Raw genomic sequence first — 15,763 nt, 5'->3', positions numbered from 1 at the left:
TGCTCGGCCTCGTGCAAGAGCAGGGCGTCCAGCTTGGTATGGTGTTCCTCGATGGCACCAACGTGCGGGCGCATCAAAAGGCGGCAGGGGCTGCCAAAAGGGGGGATCTGGGGCCGAGCGAGACGCTCGTGAAGCGCTTGGCCGCTCACGTGGCGGCGATAGTTCCAAGGCTTGCGTGATCGCCGACGGGCAGGGTCGCGCCATCGCCTTCCGGCTGGCACCCGGTCAGGCTCATGAACTGCCTCATGCCGTCCCCCTGCTCGACCAACTGACGGGCGTGCCCAAGTGGGTCGTCGGGGACCGCGGCGACACCCGTCACGCCTTTCGCCAGCACATCTGGAACATGGGCGCGACCGGCGATCCCACCCCAGCGCCACGAGGCGCCCGTCGCGTGCCCAGACTGGATCGACAACAACCGCAGTCAGGTCGAGCACCTCTGGGCCAGGCTCAAGGAATGGCGTGCCATCGCCACCCGCTACGAGAAGACCGCCGCCAGCTTCATGGGCGTCCTCTCCCGCGCTGCAGCTCTCGATTGGCTCAAGCGATGACACACCCTAGATCCTTCACTACGCTGACGACAGCGCCTTCCCGGTAAAAGTCGATGCGGTAGGTCATGCCCGACCATGCCATGCGCTCTCACCGGGGCGAAGGTAGGGTCCAGACCCCGGCCATATTGATTGGCTCAATGTAAGGGATGCTAACCCTAGCCTTCGGCCCGGAACTGACGGCAGACGAGTGGGTGGCGCAGCATGCCACGGAGCATTGGGATCCGGTCCGCGGACTGGCGCTTCAGCTCGCCAAAGCTCTCATCTCGGGCACACCTTCGCGCAAGACGTAGCCGCGGCCCCAGACCGTCTCGATGTAGTTCTTGCCACCCGATGCAGTAGCGAGCTTCTTCCGCAGCTTGCACATGAATACGTCAATGATCTTAATCTCTGGCTCGTCCATGCCGCTGTAGATCTGATTGAGGAACATCTCTTTGGTGATCGTCGTGCCCTTCCGTAGGGCAAGGAGTTCCAGCATCTGGTACTCTTTAGCCGTGAGATTGGTCGGGATACCGGCAACCTCGACGAACTTCTTATCGATATTGACCGTGAGGTCGTCGATCGTGACGACGGCCGCTGCATGCCCCTGTGAGCGCCGAACAATCGCCTGGATGCGGGCCACGAGCTCGTCCTTGTGGAACGGCTTGGTGAGGTAGTCGTCGGCACCGAAGCCGAGGCCCTTCACCTTGTCCTCAATGCCAGCCATGCCCGATAGGATCAGGATTGGCGTCTTGACCCTGGCGAGGCGAAGGCTGCGCAGCACTTCGTAGCCCGACATGTCGGGCAGGTTCAGATCGAGCAGGATGATATCGTAATCGTAGAGCTTGCCGAGATCGACTCCCTCCTCACCGAGATCGGTGACAAAAGGATTGAACCCAGCCTTTTTGAGCATCAGCTCGATGCTCTGCGCTACCGACGCATCATCCTCGATTAGCAGAACCCGCATCGTCCAACCCCAAAAAATCTCAGAAACTCCTGATGCGGTATCCCTAACAAAAGCTTGACGCTCGATTTGCCATGTCGTTATGCAAAGCGATATGTCTTTCAAGGGTAATAGTATGACTGGTGGTGCGATGCTCGTTTCGGGGCGCGATGAGTTCGAAATGACGGCCGACCTTGTCGCCGCCTACGTCTCGAACAACCGGGTGTCGTTGAGTGAGCTGCCTGGTGTGATCGCCTCCGTGCACGCGGCGTTATATGGCCTTGGCAAGGAGGAGACAGCCGAGCTCGCCGCTGAGAAGCCGACGCCGGCCCAAATCCGCAAGTCAATCACCCCCGACGGCATGGTCAGCTTTGAGGATGGCAAGACCTACAAGACGATGAAGCGCCACCTCACGCTTCGCGGGCTCACACCGGATAGCTACCGTGCGAAGTACGGCCTGCCGTCTGACTACCCCATCGTATCGGCCGCCTACTCTGCCAAGCGGTCTGAGCTGGCGCGTTCACTCGGCCTTGGCCAACTGCGGCGCAAGGTAGCCGCTAAGGCTGCTGATACAGGAGAGACGATCTCCGAGGCACCCAAGACCCGCGTTGAGAAGGCCAAGGTCCGGAAGAAGGCCGCCGAGACGGCTTGAGGCTGCTCAGCAACCATTTTTATGCGCTGGCGTACACCTTCACAGCTCCGCCGCATTCCAAGCGCCGTCTGAACGGTACCTTCGGGAAGGGAGCATCAGATCATGGCTGGAAGCGATCACGAGCCTACCATTCCACCCACCGTGCCGATCACGGGCGTGAACGTCCCAGATCCAACCACCGGCGGTAAGCCTGAGAACAAAGACCCGGTGGTCGAGGCTCAAAAGAAGCCGAATGATCCGGACAAGGCTGCCGAGGACGGTCAGGCCTAGCTTCTCACGAGCTGCGCTCGGGCCGGATCAGCATCGTAAACCTCGATAGGCCCTAGGGCCTACCGAGGCGGTTACACATTGATCCTATCAAGCTGCTCGAACGGTGGCGAGGAAGCATCCGACTTCAGCTGCAAGGGTCTCGGACTGACGCGACAGCTCTGAGGCTGCGCCCAGCACCTGGCTCGCCGCAGCGCCCGTCTCTTCGGCCGCACCGGCCACGCCAGCGATGTTGCTCGTTACCTCGCCCGTACCCATCGCTGCCTGGCTGACGTTGCGCACGATCTCCTGCGTCGCCGCCCCCTGCTGCTCGACCGCCGCCGCGATGGACGTTGCCACGCTGCTGATCTCCTGGATCCGCGCGGCGATGCCACCGATCGCCGTCACGGCTTGACCGGTGGACGCCTGGATGCGTGCGATCTGTCCCGAAATCTCATCGGTCGCCCGTGCCGTCTGCGAAGCCAGTTCCTTGACCTCGGCGGCGACCACCGCGAAACCCCGTCCCGCTTCACCGGCACGCGCCGCTTCGATGGTGGCATTCAGCGCCAGGAGGTTGGTCTGTCCGGCAATGGTGGAGATCATGCCGACCACGTCGCCAATGCGCGATACCGCCGTGCTCAACTCCTGCACCAAAGCTCCAGTCTGATCGGTTTCAGCGACGGCCTGCTGCGCCAGAGCTGCCGAGCCATCGACTTGGCGGCTGATCTCCTGAACCGATGAGGCAAGTTCCTCGGCCGCCGCGGCCACCGTGTTGACGTTGGTGGCGGCCTCCTCGGCGGCGGCGGCCACGGTGGTGGACTGGCTCGCCGTTTCCGTCGCCGTCGCGGTCAGGGTCTGGGCGGTGGCCTGCAGCTCGGTCGCCGACGACGACACCATGCCAATGATCCCGCCTACAGCTGCTTCGAAGCCATCCGCCATCTGACGCATGCCGGCCTTGCGCTGTTCCTCGGCCGCCACCCGCGCCGCTGCGGTGTCCGCTTCCAGCTTCCGCGTCTGGATCAAGTTGTCCTTGAACACGCTCACGGCGGCGGCCATGTCGCCAATCTCGTCGCGGCGGGTTTGGGACGGGATTTCCACCGTGGTGTCACCGGCCGCCAGCCTAGCCATAGTACGGGTCATGCGCTCGATCGGACGCGCGACGCCGAACAGGCTGAACAACATGGCACCGATGGCGGCTGTCAGCGAAATCGCCATCGCGATCCAAGCCGTGATCATGGCCGAGGCGGCGTTGGCCATGCTCAATTCGCCGCTGCGCTGGGCCCCGTCCCGGTTCAGGTCCACAGCCTTCTGCAAGGCGCCGACAGCACCCCTGTTCAAATCGGCCATTTCTGCACTGACGGTGAGCGCCAATGCGTCAGCCTTCCGACCTGCCTTCATGAGGCCGATGACGTTCTCCTGGCCCTCTGTGTAGCGAGTCCACAAAGGCGCAAAGGTATCGTAGATCGCTTTCTCCTCGGGTGAGCTGATCAATGGCTCATAGGTTCGGCGTAGCCCGTCGATGGTTTTAAGGGAGGTCCTCAGGCTATCTTCGTTCTTTTCCAAAGCCTGCGGGGTTTCCGAGGCAACGACAAAGCGGTACAATTTAACCCGCACATCGCGCGTCGTCGTGCTGATCGTGTTTACGACGTTGACAGATGGAAGCCAGTTCGTCGTCGTTTCGTTCACGTCGCGCTCGATTGCCCTGAGCTTGAGGACGCTAGTTGCACCCTGCCCAGCCGCGGCGACGCCGAGCAATGCCATCGAGCCAATCAGAATGGATTTGAGAGAGACGCGCACGATAGCAGGCCTATAGCAGTTTGATCATTTGTATATTCAGTTGCAGTGGTTAATAACTCGTTGTACGTTCTTGGTGGATGGCTTCAAAGATTAGTGGGGGCTTACAGCATATCGATCGGCTGTCCTTGCTAACTGCCGCAGCTCCCGCTCGATCTCGTCCTTCTCGACGTGGAACTGCTCGGGATCCCGGTGGCTCGGCTGAAATCGGCGGATGCGATCGGCGATGGTGTCGAGGTCTGAGCGCATGAACTGGCGGCAACGCGAGGGTCCTAAGGCAGGCGGACCCGGATCGTCGTACGTGCAATCCTGCAGCTTGGGCTCCAGTTCGGGCTGTCGGTAATAGCCGAAGGCATCGAGACCAAGGCCGAGCATGCCTGCCTGCGCACTGAGGGCTGTCAGGAAGGGTAAAGCTACCTGTTCGGTAGGCCGATGTCGGCTGACGCTTTTGGGGCAAGCTATGTCATAGGCGCAAGTGCTGAGCGGACGCTGGCTACGCGGCTCGGGACGGCCTTAGCGATACGCAAACATGGTTTGCGGAACCAAGCCGCTTCAAATCAAACCTGCTCCACCAGATGCTGGGACCAACATCTAGCTAGTGAGATCCGGGTTCCCCCGCCGCGCGATCAGGTAGGGGCGTGGCCGAACCACCGTTTGAAGATGCGGCGATACCACCACGATCGCTGCCCGTGCTCGTACTGGATGAAGTCGCTATCGTTAGCTGACAACCAACAGCAGATTGGGATTAGCTGCTCCTGAAACCCGAACGCAGTTACGGCCTGATCGCTTGGCTTCGTAGAGCGCAGCGTCCGCAGCACGAAACAGCTCCGCCGGTTCTATAGCGATGGTTTCAGGGATCTGAGCCAACCCGCAGCTCACTGTAAGCACCCTATGCGTGCTACTCGCATGAGGGAGCTTCCAGCCCGTCACAGCTTCTTGGATACGGCTGGCAACGATCTTGGCACCCTCCTCGCTCGTATCTGGGAGGATGACAGCAAACTCCTCGCCGCCGATGCGGTATCCGGTATCGCCAGAACGGCTGATGACGGCTTCCATTGATCGAGCGATGAGCTTCAAGGCCTCATCGCCCTTCTGATGCCCGTAACAGTCGTTGAACCCCTTGAATGAGTCGGCATCCAGCAGGATTAGGGAAAGTGGCTGCAGCGTTCGTACGGCACGCGACCATTCCCGAGCTAGGACCTCATCGAAGCGACGACGATTGGACAATCCCGTCAACCCATCAGTCGTTGCCAGCCGTTCGAGCTTGACGTTCAGGGCGCTCGTAGCAATCTCGGCAATTTGCCGCCGATCGAGTTCGCGACGGAACAACCACGTTAGGCCCATGGTGGCTGCACAAAGAGACAGTACGGCTCCTCCGAGAGTTAGAGCCTTCTGCCACCAGTCTGCATAGATATCTTTCGGAGGGATCGCAGTGCTGAGTTGGAGAGGTTGGTCGCTAACGTGGGTAAACTCGAAGCGGCGCTCGCCTTCCCCGATCATCGCTGGACCGTTAAAGCTGCCTTTTTGCCGAGCCATGATCAGGCGATAGCTTGGCTGTTGAGCAACACTCTTACCAAGCAGTTGCTGGTCGAATGGCTCGCGCATTAGGATTGATCCGCCCGGCCCGTACAAGGTTACGGTACCGATACGGGCCACGCCCGCGGCAGCGAACAAGCCTCGGAAGTAGTCGAGATGGATGGCTCCGGTAACAACACCGGCAAACGAGCCGTCCGAGCTTGACAGGCGGCGGCTCAGCATGACCACCCATTGCCCCGTCAGGCGGGATATGGTCGGTGGGCTGATATGCAAACCGTCATCGTCATGAGCTGTAAAGTACTGAAAGTACTCGCTATCGGCTCGGTTTAGCGAGCTCGGCGTGACCGATTGTGAGCTGAGAACGACATCGCCAGCCGCGTTCATCACCATGATGAAGCCGAACCCGAGGCCGGTCGCCGAGCGATCGAACAAGATCATGTGACGAAGTTCGGGCGAGGCCTGCGCCACGTCCGTTCGCTTCATACCGTCGACTACCGCCTGTAACGATAGGCCATAGAGCTCGATATTGCGGGCGATATCGCGCTCCAGCACCTGCAGCAGGCTACGGGAAGTGATCTCTGTCCGGCGGGTCGCATCCTCTCGCATGTCCCACAACATTACGGCGGACACGCTGCAGAGACCGGCCACGCAGGCGAGGTTGAATGCCGTCAGCGAACGCGCCGAGTGGGTCCAGCGTCCAAGGCGGGCGAAGGGCGATCGGATTGTCATAAGCAGTCGTTATGTTCTGCACTCCGATTGTAGCCGAGGAAGCTTAACGATTTTCCATCACTCGACACCGTTCGATGGATTAATCCCGTAAGTTGTCGAGTGTTGATCTTGAGGCCTGGCGCCGCCACGCTGAGGGCAATGCGACCACCCGGGGCACCTACTTAACACGGTCATTCCGACGTAAACGCAACAACCTCTCAGCGACATCCTGGGGGCCGATAACCGGTGTTATCAGCGTCCAGCGTTATATCACCACCTTGGGTCAGGTTGCGTCACTGGCCCAGAACTAATGGTGGACGAGTGGGCGGCACCGTACGTGGACTGTCGGAGCTGTGTCACGGACTTGTCCCGAGAAGGGCGAGGGTACGATCCCCAGTTGCACGCGCCCACAAAGTTGCAGACGCTGCGTGGTTGCATGGAAAATACGGACATAAATTAGAATTTTACATCAAAAGACAGTTTGGGATGTTGGATTTCCGACATAGTCGTTTCGGTCTATTTCTTTCGAGGCGAGATGCATCAGGTACTGACCCGGAAGTTGGAAGGCTTCGAGGACCTATCGGATAACGATCGCCGAGCCTTGGATGGCTTGGCGCCACGCATCCGGCAGGTCGGTGCACGGGTCGATTTGGTCCGAGAAGGCGACGAACCTGAGAACGTCCATCTGATCCTTGATGGCATCGCTTGCCGCTACAAGGTGCTTCCGAACGGCAAGCGCCAGATTATGGCACTGCTGGTTCCAGGAGATTTCTGCGATCTAAACGTGTTTATCCTCGATCAGATGGACCACAACATCGGTACGATCTCCGCGTGCCATGTCGTCGACATCCCGCGGCGGGCAATCGAGGAAATTACCCAGGCCTATCCGCAGATTACGCGGGCCTTCTGGTGGTGCGGTCTCGTCGATGAGGCGGTGCTTCGAGAGTGGCTGGTCAATCTCGGTGGCCGTGCACCGGACCAGCGTCTTGCTCATCTCCTCTGCGAATTGCTGGTCCGGCTAGATGCCGTCGGGAAGGTCACGAACGACAGCTACCCCTTTCCGTTCACGCAGGTGGAGCTTGCGGATGCGATGGGCTTGTCCACCGTTCACGTTCACCGTACGCTTCGAGAGCTTCGTGATCTCGGCCTGATCACGATCAAACGGCGGGTTCTGACGATCCATAACGTCGAGCAGCTCAAGTCGTTTTGTGGGTTCACCCCGAACTACCTCCACCTCAAGAACACGCGTTGGGGCGCACGCCGAAGCGAGCCGTGGCTGAACGAGCTACGGGGAAGCTAGGCATGGATGCGCGAGACAACGTCGAGACGTTGCTCGTGCTGCAGCCGATCTTGGTTGACACCGGCAGCCCGGATCGGGAAGGACGTCTGGTCCTAGCAAACGGCCTGCTGATCGCGGTGTTGGTGCGCCTCGATACTCCGGACCACGAAATGGGCAGGGGTTGGTTCGTAGAGGCGGCCTTCGGACGTCTTTTCGGAGTGTTAGCGCCGATCTTCGACACGCTGGAAGAGGCCACTCGATGGCTGCGCCAGCACCGAAAAGCGTGATTGAAGCAGGATTGGTGCTGCAAAGTTCACCCGACGGCATGACAGCCGAAGTAGCACTGACGATCCTCGTCAAGCACCATACCGTGATGGCCGAACTGCCGCGGGATCAACCGCGTACAGCGCCTGTTGTCAGACGCTCCAGGATTTTCCTGCCGCATCTCTATTGTCTGGAATTACAGTGATTGAAATTTTGCTCGCCGCTGCTGTTGCGGCCGTGCTCTCTACACCTGCCTTCGCCCAGTATCAGGACGTGCCCGCGAGTACGGGTAGGGTCGGGCCGCGCGGCGTGCCTGGTGTCGTGACCCGCGAGCCAGGTTCGACCGGCGAGGAGGGCGCTGCTACTTATTCACCGACTGGACGTGCCGAGGATGGAATTTCGGACGACTCGGCGGTTTCCGGCAACGAGGGACAGCCTTCACGCCTAAGCTCGACCGGCAGCGGTGGCGGAAGGTAGCACCTTCAGCACTATCAGTCTGCCGTTACTCTTCAGCCCGCCCGGTTCGCCGCGGCGGGTTTTGCATGCCGCCAGCTGTGCAAGCTGCTGGGTCAAAACGATCAATTCGACAGGATCTGGCATCTTGAGTGATGAGACGTTCATACCAGGCGAGCCAAGCGTTCGTCCCATAAATGTCACGGGAAAGATTTGCGGCTTTGTACCGCCCATTCGCGACAATCTCTTAAATTGTTTATATGTCCACTAGATAAATCATATTTTTTGATCACTTATGATTTGTTTATTGAAACCATAAGGTCGCACGTCTGAACCTCTCGATCACGCTGCCTGTTCTGTTTCTACGTCCAGCATATTTGGGCGAGCGAGGTTTACGGGTGACGGAACATATCTCTGGTCAGGACAGCCGCCAGGGTAAGCGTGGCAGACCAGCCCTCTATGTCTTGATCGTAAGCGTCGGATTAATGCTCACTTCCTTGGCTGGGCTAATGATTTGGCAGGGAGCGAACTCCCCTCCTGACTACGCCAGCCAGAGCCAAGCCGCGTCGCGGAAGCAGATCACCGGGTCCGAAAGCGGCAGATCGGATGTCACGTCATCTGCGAACAGCAGTGGTGTGCCTGGCGGCAATCCAGCCTATCCGCAGCCAGCCGCACGCAGGGCCAACCCATGAAATCGGCCGAGACGACGACGACCGATGTAGCCGAAATCGCGGTGCTTGCGCGCGCCAAGCGCAACTTCCAAAACAATGGTTTGGGAGATCGAATGTGGGGTGCCCCCGGCGCTGCAGATGAGCCTCCGCTCAGCGAAGCTTTTTTTCTGAGCGAGGACCAACGTGCTGACTTCATCGCAGCTGCACGAGCGGAGATCGAGGCCGAGAATGGCTCTCCGCATCAAGCAGACGCAAGCGCTCCTTATATCGAAGGCGAAGCCATGAGTTTCGGTATCAGCGCGCTGTACGGAAGCCGCGACGATGCGCAGTCGGCGAAAGGCACGTTGATCGCATCCGGCATCCCCGAGGGGGCGATCCGGCTTATCGTTTGCCCTGCCAAACCTCCGGTCGGCTGCAGCGAGCCTGGAGAGCCGACCCCTGCCGACGGCGTGCTTCACAGACAGCTTCGCGAAATCGGTCTACCGGCTGCGGCGTGGGGATCTTACTGCGCGAAGCTGGCCGGCGGAGGAGCGATGCTGAACCTCCACGTCGAGGAGGCGGAGGTCGAACGTGTAATGGGCATTCTAAAGGACCATGGCTCAGTCGACGTGGAGCAACGTGTCGCGACCTGGGACTTGGAAGGCTGGGGCGGTACGTCGCCGGTCTCGACCGAGGGGTGGGGTGGCTACTCGGCAACTTCGACGGGTGGCACGAAAATCACTGCCAGCCAGGACTAGCACCATGGCGCAGATACGTCCCCAATCCGAAATGACCGACCTCGATGCGGTACGTCGTTATGCGGTGAGCGTTATCACTCAGTCTCAAGGTGAAGCTTTGGAGATGAGAGCGATTACCCTTGCCCTTCTCGGGGGGATCATGTGGCGCGGGGTGCCAGGTTCGACCACAATGACCCAGAATGCAGACGGCAGAAACGCTATTCTCACGACCACCCTTGGAGATCGACGTCTAACTTTTAGTTATGATGAGTCGACCGAAACGATAAAAATGCGTGAAGATACCTTGGATGGACCAATTATTCACAGCTTCTGTAATCGGACCTTGCTAATAGATTTCGAACGAACATTCAGCGTGCTATGGAGCTGAAATCGCATCATGAAATTAATCGATAGGCCTTCTGCGGCTTCAACGCGAACTACCTCCATCTAGATCTTCGAATAATGTAGGCTTGATTTCGATTAGTATTGCACAGATATTCAAAAGAATTATGATACAGAATAGAGGTAGATACTAAATACTTAGATGGAGGCGAAGTATCACTACAGTTCGCGCGCCATCATAGTGACTCTGGCATCCATAATGCGATCGCCATGTGAGTCGTGAGCGTTTGCCGTAAAAACGGTTCTTCCTTGATTATTCTCTCCATCGTGGAGCATTGTCGCCAGTGTCTGCCGTAAGACTTGTGCCAGCTCGTCGGGTCCGGAAAGAACAAGGCCTTCTTTCTCATGTACCTGTGCTTGATCTGACGTCGATATAAAATAACGCGGCATGGATAGCTTTCTTGCGATTATCAGTGTTCTGTGCCAGGTCGGTTTGGCCGTGGTGCCTCACCGTGGTCTTTTACGAAGCTTGAGCGTTCAGGATCGCCCTTAGACTTCGCTACTCTGCCCCGGAGCACAGATGCGACTACAATGACCACCATCAGGGTCAGGATCGCCAAACCAGCAATAAGATATTCATTTCCCGGCATGTTGTCTGCCTTTATAAAATATGGGTTATATCGCTTTCGCGTCAGCTTAAAACGAAGCCTTTAGAGATGATCGATTTTTAAGGCTAGATCGTTGCAGTGACTACTATAGCGGTTACCATGCAGTAGGATAAAACTAATATGAAGCTGAAAGACATAGTACCTGAACCTTGCCGGCGCCATCAAAACACGGTTCCGTCAGCTGGATCCGGGGGGCAACAACCAACGGAACCGGTCGATAGTATCTTCACCGGAACTCCGGTCAGCGCAGACTAGATAAAATATCTGAGGCGGTATGATCAATTGCTAACTATCTGTGAAGTTTTAATCCTGCTGCGGATTAATTCTCAGGCATGCAGCAGTAATTAAATCGCGCGCCCATTCCCGGCCGAGGTTGGAGGGGGCAGACCTCTGGCTTACCCAACTTCACGCGTTCCAGGGTACGAGCACTCTCGCGTTCGAACTAGCGCGGTGTCATCTCGCCTCCGTCCACGTGTCGAGCTAACTGCGTCCGATAGGCTACTGCAGCTTCCTGATCCGGGCTGAACGTGACGTCTGCTCGCACAGCTGCACCCGTGCATTCCGCCTATTCCTTGTATGAGATGCGCCGTGCATCACGATCCGCTTTGAGGCGCGCAATCTCATCCCGGAACACGGCTGTTAGGCAGCACCTGCGCTTAAAGGAACCCGCTCCCCGAATGCCCCTTGAAAGCGTTCGCCCGCCGAATGTAGCCGACCACCGTGCGCGGATCGCGATGGCCCGACATTTCCATAATGCGAGCCAGGTCCGCGCCACGCTCGGCCGCCGTGGTCACGAACCCCGCTCGTAGGGAATGCCCGCCGAACGCCGCAGGATCGAACCCGGCCGCCCCCGCGTACCGCTTCACGATGTCCCCGATGCTGCGATCCGTCAGCGCCTCGGCTCTGATCCGGCCTGACCGCGACACTGGCCGGAACACCGGCCCATCCGTGATCTCGGCAGCCGCGAGCCAGTCCCGCACCAAGGCGACTGGCCGGACATGCCGACCGTGCGGGATCGCCTTCTCGACCCCCCTGCCCTCCTGGTCTGTCTTCGAGCGCCGGATCAGTACGCGCAGGCCATCGGTGTGGTCGGTCAGGTCCGAGACGAGCAGCGCGGCGAGTTCCGACCGCCGGAAGGCACCAGCGAACCCAAGCCCGAGTAAGGCCCGGGCGCGTTTGCCGGCGAGCCGAGGCGAGACGTGCGAGAGCATGGCCGCCAGCACCTCGGCGGTCGCGGCGGTCTTCTGCCGGATCTCCGTGTTGGGGCGCCGCCGAATGCCTTTGATAACCGCGTGCACCGTTTCGTGCGCGCCGGGGTCCGGCAGCCCGGCGAGCTTGTGCGCGTAGGCGATGGCGGCGAGCCGCCTGCCGATCGTGGACGAGGCCCGCCCGGCTGCCGCCTCATGCGAGAGGAACGCCGCCACCGTCTCGGGCGAGGCCGGCAGAGACGAGACCCCATGGCCGTCGCACCAGGCCGTGAAGGCCGCCGCGTCCGACTTGTAGGCGCGGACCGTGGCGCTGGTCTTCGAGGCGCGCTGATAGTCCCGCACCAGGGCGAGGGCATCGGCCGCCAGGTTGATCCCGGCGACGTGCAGAACCGCGACGGATCGCATCGAGGGTTCAGATCTCGGCATCACAGCCCTTCCCCGCGCCGAGCGCATCCGCGATCATCCCGCCAATCGCCTCGTCAGCCCAATCGTTCGGAAGGCCCACGTAGTGCCCCGGCCGGCGGATCATGCCGCAGAGGAACTGACCGTCCTCAAATTCCAGCGCCTAGCTGTCGAAGCTATGAAGGTTGTTCACCCGGGGCGGGGGTGAGAGGCTGGGGTTGCGAAGCCAACCAACCCTGACCGAGCGCCCCGGATGAACACCCATCAGCATGCCCGCATGACGGTCCATGGTCGAGCTCTTCTGGTGAACCGGATCCTGGTCGAAGGCTGGCGCGTGGCCGAGGCCGCGCAGGCTGCGGGCCTCAGCGAGCGCTCGGCCTACAAGTGGCTGGCCCGCTTTCGGGCGGGCGGCGCGGGGGCACTTCGCGACAGAAGCTCGGCGCCCCTCCGGCCAAAGGTGCGCGTCACGCCCGCGATCTGCACGCAGGTCGAGGCCCTGCGGCGCACGCGGCTGACGGGGCAGACCATCGCCGAGCGCCTCACCATCCCGCGCTCCACCATCGGCCGGGTCCTGCGCGGTCTCGGTCTCGGCCGTCTGAGCGCGCTGGACGTTCGGCCGCCGGTCATCCGCTATCAGCGCGAGAGGCCGGGCGAACTCATCCACATCGACACGAAGAAGCTCGGCCGGATCGACGGCGTCGGTCACCGCATCACCGGCAACCGGCGCGACGGCCGGCGCGGCATCGGCTGGGAGGCCCTACATGTGGCCATCGACGATGCCTCGCGTCTCGCCTACACGGCCGTCCTGCCCGACGAGACCAAGCAGAGCGCCATCACCTTCATGAGTGAGGCGCTGGCGTTCTTTGCCCGACATGGCGTCACCGTCGAGCGCGTGATGAGCGACAACGGCGCGGCCTACCGCAGCCATGCCTTCCGCGACCTGCTCGCCGAGGCCGGCCTGCGCCATGTCCGGACCCGGCCCTACACGCCGCGCACCAACGGCAAGGCCGAGCGCTTCATCCAGACCTCGCTGCGTGAATGGATCTACGCCGAGCCCTACGCCTCATCCGCCGAGCGGACACAAGCCATGAGCCCCTGGATCGACCACTACAACACCAGCCGAACCCACTCCGCCCTCAGCCGACAGACACCCTGGCAAAGCCTGAACAACCTTCTGGGCAACGACAACTAGCACGCGCCCTCGGTCGGATGGCCGGGAATGTGGTCGAGGGCCACGCCGCAAGCCTGCGTCGCGCAGCAGTAGCCGCAGCCGTTGTAGGGCGAGCCGTGGGCGGGTTTCGCCGGAAGGCGCTCGCCGTTGGTGCCGTCTATCAGAATGATCGCTGCCATTGAGACCGGCTACCGCTTCAAACTTTCGAGAATGCGTCTTATCGGAACTTACACGCCATCAATGTCAACCGCAAGGTGCGTACACCGTAAACCTAAACCTAAACTCAAACGATAAACCTAAACCGGTTACCTAGAGGTCAAGCTAAACGGTATTGTTGGACCTTAGACCTACACCGTTTTAGAAAGCGCGCCGGAGGTGAGTCGATGCGGGTTGTCACGATCTTGGGTTTGAAGGGCGGAAGCACGAAGTCCACGCTCACGGCGCACCTCGCTGTGGCTGCTCACCACGCCGGTATTCTGAGCGCGATCGTGGACACCGATCCTCAGGCGACGCTTCGGATGTGGTCCACACGAAGGCAGACGGACGGGCCGCCGGTTAGGCCAGAGACGACGCCGGACTTCCTTGAACCCACACTGCGCGAGTTCGAGAAGCAGGGTGCCGAGTTGGTCCTGATCGATACGGCGGGTAAAGCCGAGATCATGGGCAAGCGAGCGGCTGAGTTGTCCGACCTCGTGCTGATCCCATCGCGCACGTCGTTGGCCGACATGGATGCCGTGCCGACCTCACATACGATGGCCAAGGGCCTGGGCAAGCCGAACTTCGTCATCTTCACTGATGTGGATGTGAGCGGTGCGAAGAAGGATGTGAAGGAGGCGGCTGCGGGGTTCGTCTCCCGCGGTATCCCGACCGGTCGCGAGCATGGTGCGCCCTTCATCTGTCACCGCAAGGGCTACAAGTCTTGCCTGATCGACGGCAGCACGATCCAGGAGATCGAGCCGAACGGAAAAGGGGCTGAGGAGATCGATGCTTTATTCCGTTGGGTAGCAAAGCAGGTGGGTATCAAGGTGAAACGCAAGCGGACGGAGAAGCAGAATGGCTAAACGGCCGAGCCTGTCCGCATCGTTCGTGGTTGGAGAGCAGCCTATCCTGGACCCTACACCTCAACCTAAATCTACACCTCAACTTCAAGGTTTAGGTACACCTACACCTAAAGTGCGCGACCATCGCGAAAACCGACAGGCGTTCACGGTGTGGCTGGACCGGGATCTCATCGCAAAGGTGCGTAGCCTGTCCCGCGAGCTGGTTGCCGAACACGGCCGGGCAGGTAACTCCATCGAGGCGCTGGTCACCGAAGCCATGCACGAAATTCTTGCAAAACACAGCCGGTAAGGGGTGCACCAGAGTTGGACTGACGTGCTACGCGTTCCCGCTCCCCCCTGTGATCCGGCATTCCGCTCGGCCAACGTTAGTCAGGCGCTTTCAATTTGCCATCGTGCCGCTAGCTTCATTTGCAGCGAGCGGTTGAGGTCGATGGAGCGGTCAGCACACTTTATGGACACCACACCACTGCTCAGCGATCACCAAGAGGCTCTGGTCAAAGCCGCTGAAGAAACGGTCCTGGAGCCATTGGCAGACTTTCCGCATATCGAGCTGCGTTCGGGCGTGGAGCCGTGGGACAAGCGGCGCACCGCCGGCAAAATCCTACGTATCGAAATTCCTCATAAAGCTCATTCCGTACTGAATGTTAGCGCGGATCGTCCAGATCCGGTGATGCTGATCGAGGCAGCACATGAGGGCCGGCAATCGCACCTCATTCCTCTCCGCATCGCCCGCATGGCTTCCTCACCATTCGCTTTTCTCCGTGGGGCTGCTCAGGGCATGGCCTGGGACCTCGCTCATGGTCCTCGCACCGCAATCGATGTGGTTTTGAACGGGGACGCACACATTTCCAATTTCGGCTTGTTCGGCACCCCACAAGGCGATGTCGTATTGGATCTCAACGACTTCGATGAGGTCACAGTTGGACCGTGGGAGTGGGATCTCAAGCGGCTCTGTGCGAGCATCGAGGTGGCAGCTCGCGACGCTGACGTGCCCCCACCTGAGCGTCGGGAGGCGACGCTGAGCGCCGTGGCAGGCTACCAGCACACGATGAACGATCTTGCCCCTCGCGGATCGCTCGAAGTCTGGCAGTCCGCATCGCGAGCCGACGATCTTGTCTTCGCCGG

At 60.1% G+C, this 15,763-nt stretch carries 17 protein-coding genes and 1 pseudogene; 12 read left to right on the top strand and 6 right to left on the bottom strand.

Going from position 1 to position 15,763, the window contains the following annotated elements; translation table 11 throughout:
- Nucleotides 1-548: pseudogene (locus FV227_RS24025) on the top strand (IS5 family transposase); the annotation flags it as partial.
- A gap of 241 nt (nucleotides 549-789) precedes the next feature.
- Here FV227_RS24025 and FV227_RS24020 read toward each other — a convergent pair.
- Nucleotides 790-1,491, bottom strand: coding sequence for a response regulator transcription factor CtrA (locus FV227_RS24020; RefSeq protein ID WP_147860084.1), 702 nt, complete (start codon nucleotides 1,489-1,491; stop codon nucleotides 790-792).
- A 112-nt stretch (nucleotides 1,492-1,603) separates the two neighbouring features.
- Between FV227_RS24020 and FV227_RS24015 the strand changes: the two genes are divergently transcribed.
- Nucleotides 1,604-2,119 carry a MucR family transcriptional regulator gene (locus FV227_RS24015; protein WP_210246737.1) on the top strand — a complete coding sequence of 172 codons (516 nt, stop codon included), beginning with the start codon at nucleotides 1,604-1,606 and terminating at the stop codon, nucleotides 2,117-2,119.
- A 102-nt stretch (nucleotides 2,120-2,221) separates the two neighbouring features.
- Nucleotides 2,222-2,389, top strand: coding sequence for a hypothetical protein (locus tag FV227_RS29260; RefSeq protein ID WP_187274931.1), 168 nt, complete (start codon nucleotides 2,222-2,224; stop codon nucleotides 2,387-2,389).
- Between the two features lie 87 nt (nucleotides 2,390-2,476).
- Here the strand turns inward: FV227_RS29260 and FV227_RS24010 are convergent, their stop codons facing one another.
- The 3 genes from FV227_RS24010 to FV227_RS24000 all read right to left on the bottom strand — a co-directional run bounded on the left by FV227_RS24010 (nucleotide 2,477) and on the right by FV227_RS24000 (nucleotide 6,301).
- Nucleotides 2,477-4,162, bottom strand: a complete 1,686-nt coding sequence (locus FV227_RS24010) for a methyl-accepting chemotaxis protein (protein WP_147860083.1) — start codon at nucleotides 4,160-4,162, stop codon at nucleotides 2,477-2,479.
- A gap of 90 nt (nucleotides 4,163-4,252) precedes the next feature.
- Entirely contained in the window at nucleotides 4,253-4,534 is a 282-nt protein-coding gene (locus tag FV227_RS29255) for a hypothetical protein (RefSeq protein WP_187274930.1), read from the bottom strand.
- 342 nt (nucleotides 4,535-4,876) lie between these two features.
- The gene (locus FV227_RS24000) at nucleotides 4,877-6,301 is read right to left on the bottom strand and encodes a sensor domain-containing diguanylate cyclase (protein WP_187274929.1); all 1,425 of its coding nucleotides are present in this window, start codon (nucleotides 6,299-6,301) and stop codon (nucleotides 4,877-4,879) included.
- 637 nt (nucleotides 6,302-6,938) lie between these two features.
- On the opposite strand from FV227_RS24000, the gene FV227_RS23995 reads away from it, so the two are divergent.
- The 5 genes from FV227_RS23995 (at nucleotide 6,939) to FV227_RS23965 (ending at nucleotide 10,174) form a co-directional block, all read left to right on the top strand.
- Entirely contained in the window at nucleotides 6,939-7,703 is a 765-nt protein-coding gene (locus FV227_RS23995; protein WP_147860081.1) for a Crp/Fnr family transcriptional regulator, read from the top strand.
- A gap of 2 nt (nucleotides 7,704-7,705) precedes the next feature.
- Nucleotides 7,706-7,969, top strand: a complete 264-nt coding sequence (locus FV227_RS23990) for a hypothetical protein (RefSeq protein WP_147860080.1) — start codon at nucleotides 7,706-7,708, stop codon at nucleotides 7,967-7,969.
- The gene (locus tag FV227_RS23985) at nucleotides 7,942-8,151 is read left to right on the top strand and encodes a hypothetical protein (protein ID WP_147860079.1); all 210 of its coding nucleotides are present in this window, start codon (nucleotides 7,942-7,944) and stop codon (nucleotides 8,149-8,151) included. Before FV227_RS23990 ends, FV227_RS23985 begins: the two co-directional genes overlap by 28 nt.
- Before the next feature lie 936 nt (nucleotides 8,152-9,087).
- Nucleotides 9,088-9,807, top strand: coding sequence for a hypothetical protein (locus FV227_RS23970; protein ID WP_147860076.1), 720 nt, complete (start codon nucleotides 9,088-9,090; stop codon nucleotides 9,805-9,807).
- 4 nt (nucleotides 9,808-9,811) lie between these two features.
- Nucleotides 9,812-10,174, top strand: a complete 363-nt coding sequence (locus tag FV227_RS23965) for a hypothetical protein (RefSeq protein ID WP_147860075.1) — start codon at nucleotides 9,812-9,814, stop codon at nucleotides 10,172-10,174.
- A 1,278-nt stretch (nucleotides 10,175-11,452) separates the two neighbouring features.
- On the opposite strand, the gene FV227_RS23955 is transcribed toward FV227_RS23965, so the two are convergent.
- On the bottom strand, nucleotides 11,453-12,430 hold the full coding sequence (locus tag FV227_RS23955) for a site-specific integrase (RefSeq protein WP_246687879.1): 978 nt from the start codon (nucleotides 12,428-12,430) through the stop codon (nucleotides 11,453-11,455).
- Nucleotides 12,431-12,659: 229 nt separating this feature from the next.
- Here FV227_RS23955 and FV227_RS23950 point away from each other — a divergent pair, with 229 nt between their 5' ends.
- Entirely contained in the window at nucleotides 12,660-13,598 is a 939-nt protein-coding gene (locus FV227_RS23950; protein WP_147860073.1) for an IS481 family transposase, read from the top strand.
- Here FV227_RS23950 and FV227_RS29250 read toward each other — a convergent pair.
- A complete protein-coding gene (locus tag FV227_RS29250) occupies nucleotides 13,595-13,756 on the bottom strand; it encodes a hypothetical protein (RefSeq protein ID WP_187274928.1) in 162 nt (53 codons plus the stop codon). The two genes, FV227_RS23950 and FV227_RS29250, sit on opposite strands and share 4 nt — an antisense overlap.
- A 204-nt stretch (nucleotides 13,757-13,960) precedes the next feature.
- Between FV227_RS29250 and FV227_RS23945 the strand changes: the two genes are divergently transcribed.
- From FV227_RS23945 to FV227_RS23935, 3 genes are all read left to right on the top strand, one after another.
- Nucleotides 13,961-14,638 carry an AAA family ATPase gene (locus tag FV227_RS23945; RefSeq protein WP_147764658.1) on the top strand — a complete coding sequence of 226 codons (678 nt, stop codon included), beginning with the start codon at nucleotides 13,961-13,963 and terminating at the stop codon, nucleotides 14,636-14,638.
- The gene (locus FV227_RS23940; protein WP_147860072.1) at nucleotides 14,631-14,927 is read left to right on the top strand and encodes a hypothetical protein; all 297 of its coding nucleotides are present in this window, start codon (nucleotides 14,631-14,633) and stop codon (nucleotides 14,925-14,927) included. Before FV227_RS23945 ends, FV227_RS23940 begins: the two co-directional genes overlap by 8 nt.
- A gap of 162 nt (nucleotides 14,928-15,089) precedes the next feature.
- Nucleotides 15,090-15,763 (top strand): DUF2252 family protein (locus tag FV227_RS23935; protein WP_246688377.1); only part of this gene is annotated, 674 nt, incomplete at its 3' end.

The sequence above is a fragment of the Methylobacterium sp. WL119 genome, assembly GCF_008039875.1.
In the GTDB taxonomy this organism is placed as follows: Bacteria; Pseudomonadota; Alphaproteobacteria; order Rhizobiales; family Beijerinckiaceae; genus Methylobacterium.
This window is presented reverse-complemented; position numbering and strand designations above follow the sequence as displayed.

Bases quoted from the DNA above. Each gene is read 5' to 3' on its own strand.
- FV227_RS24020 (WP_147860084.1), bottom strand. From the start codon at position 1,491: ATGCGGGTTCTGCTAATCGAGGATGATGCGTCGGTAGCGCAGAGCATC.
- FV227_RS24015 (WP_210246737.1), top strand. From the start codon at position 1,604: ATGACTGGTGGTGCGATGCTCGTTTCGGGGCGCGATGAGTTCGAAATG.
- FV227_RS29260 (WP_187274931.1), top strand. From the start codon at position 2,222: ATGGCTGGAAGCGATCACGAGCCTACCATTCCACCCACCGTGCCGATC.
- FV227_RS29255 (WP_187274930.1), bottom strand. From the start codon at position 4,534: ATGCTCGGCCTTGGTCTCGATGCCTTCGGCTATTACCGACAGCCCGAA.
- FV227_RS24000 (WP_187274929.1), bottom strand. From the start codon at position 6,301: ATGCGAGAGGATGCGACCCGCCGGACAGAGATCACTTCCCGTAGCCTG.
- FV227_RS23995 (WP_147860081.1), top strand. From the start codon at position 6,939: ATGCATCAGGTACTGACCCGGAAGTTGGAAGGCTTCGAGGACCTATCG.
- FV227_RS23990 (WP_147860080.1), top strand. From the start codon at position 7,706: ATGGATGCGCGAGACAACGTCGAGACGTTGCTCGTGCTGCAGCCGATC.
- FV227_RS23985 (WP_147860079.1), top strand. From the start codon at position 7,942: ATGGCTGCGCCAGCACCGAAAAGCGTGATTGAAGCAGGATTGGTGCTG.
- FV227_RS23970 (WP_147860076.1), top strand. From the start codon at position 9,088: ATGAAATCGGCCGAGACGACGACGACCGATGTAGCCGAAATCGCGGTG.
- FV227_RS23965 (WP_147860075.1), top strand. From the start codon at position 9,812: ATGGCGCAGATACGTCCCCAATCCGAAATGACCGACCTCGATGCGGTA.
- FV227_RS23955 (WP_246687879.1), bottom strand. From the start codon at position 12,430: ATGCCGAGATCTGAACCCTCGATGCGATCCGTCGCGGTTCTGCACGTC.
- FV227_RS23950 (WP_147860073.1), top strand. From the start codon at position 12,660: ATGAACACCCATCAGCATGCCCGCATGACGGTCCATGGTCGAGCTCTT.
- FV227_RS29250 (WP_187274928.1), bottom strand. From the start codon at position 13,756: ATGGCAGCGATCATTCTGATAGACGGCACCAACGGCGAGCGCCTTCCG.
- FV227_RS23945 (WP_147764658.1), top strand. From the start codon at position 13,961: ATGCGGGTTGTCACGATCTTGGGTTTGAAGGGCGGAAGCACGAAGTCC.
- FV227_RS23940 (WP_147860072.1), top strand. From the start codon at position 14,631: ATGGCTAAACGGCCGAGCCTGTCCGCATCGTTCGTGGTTGGAGAGCAG.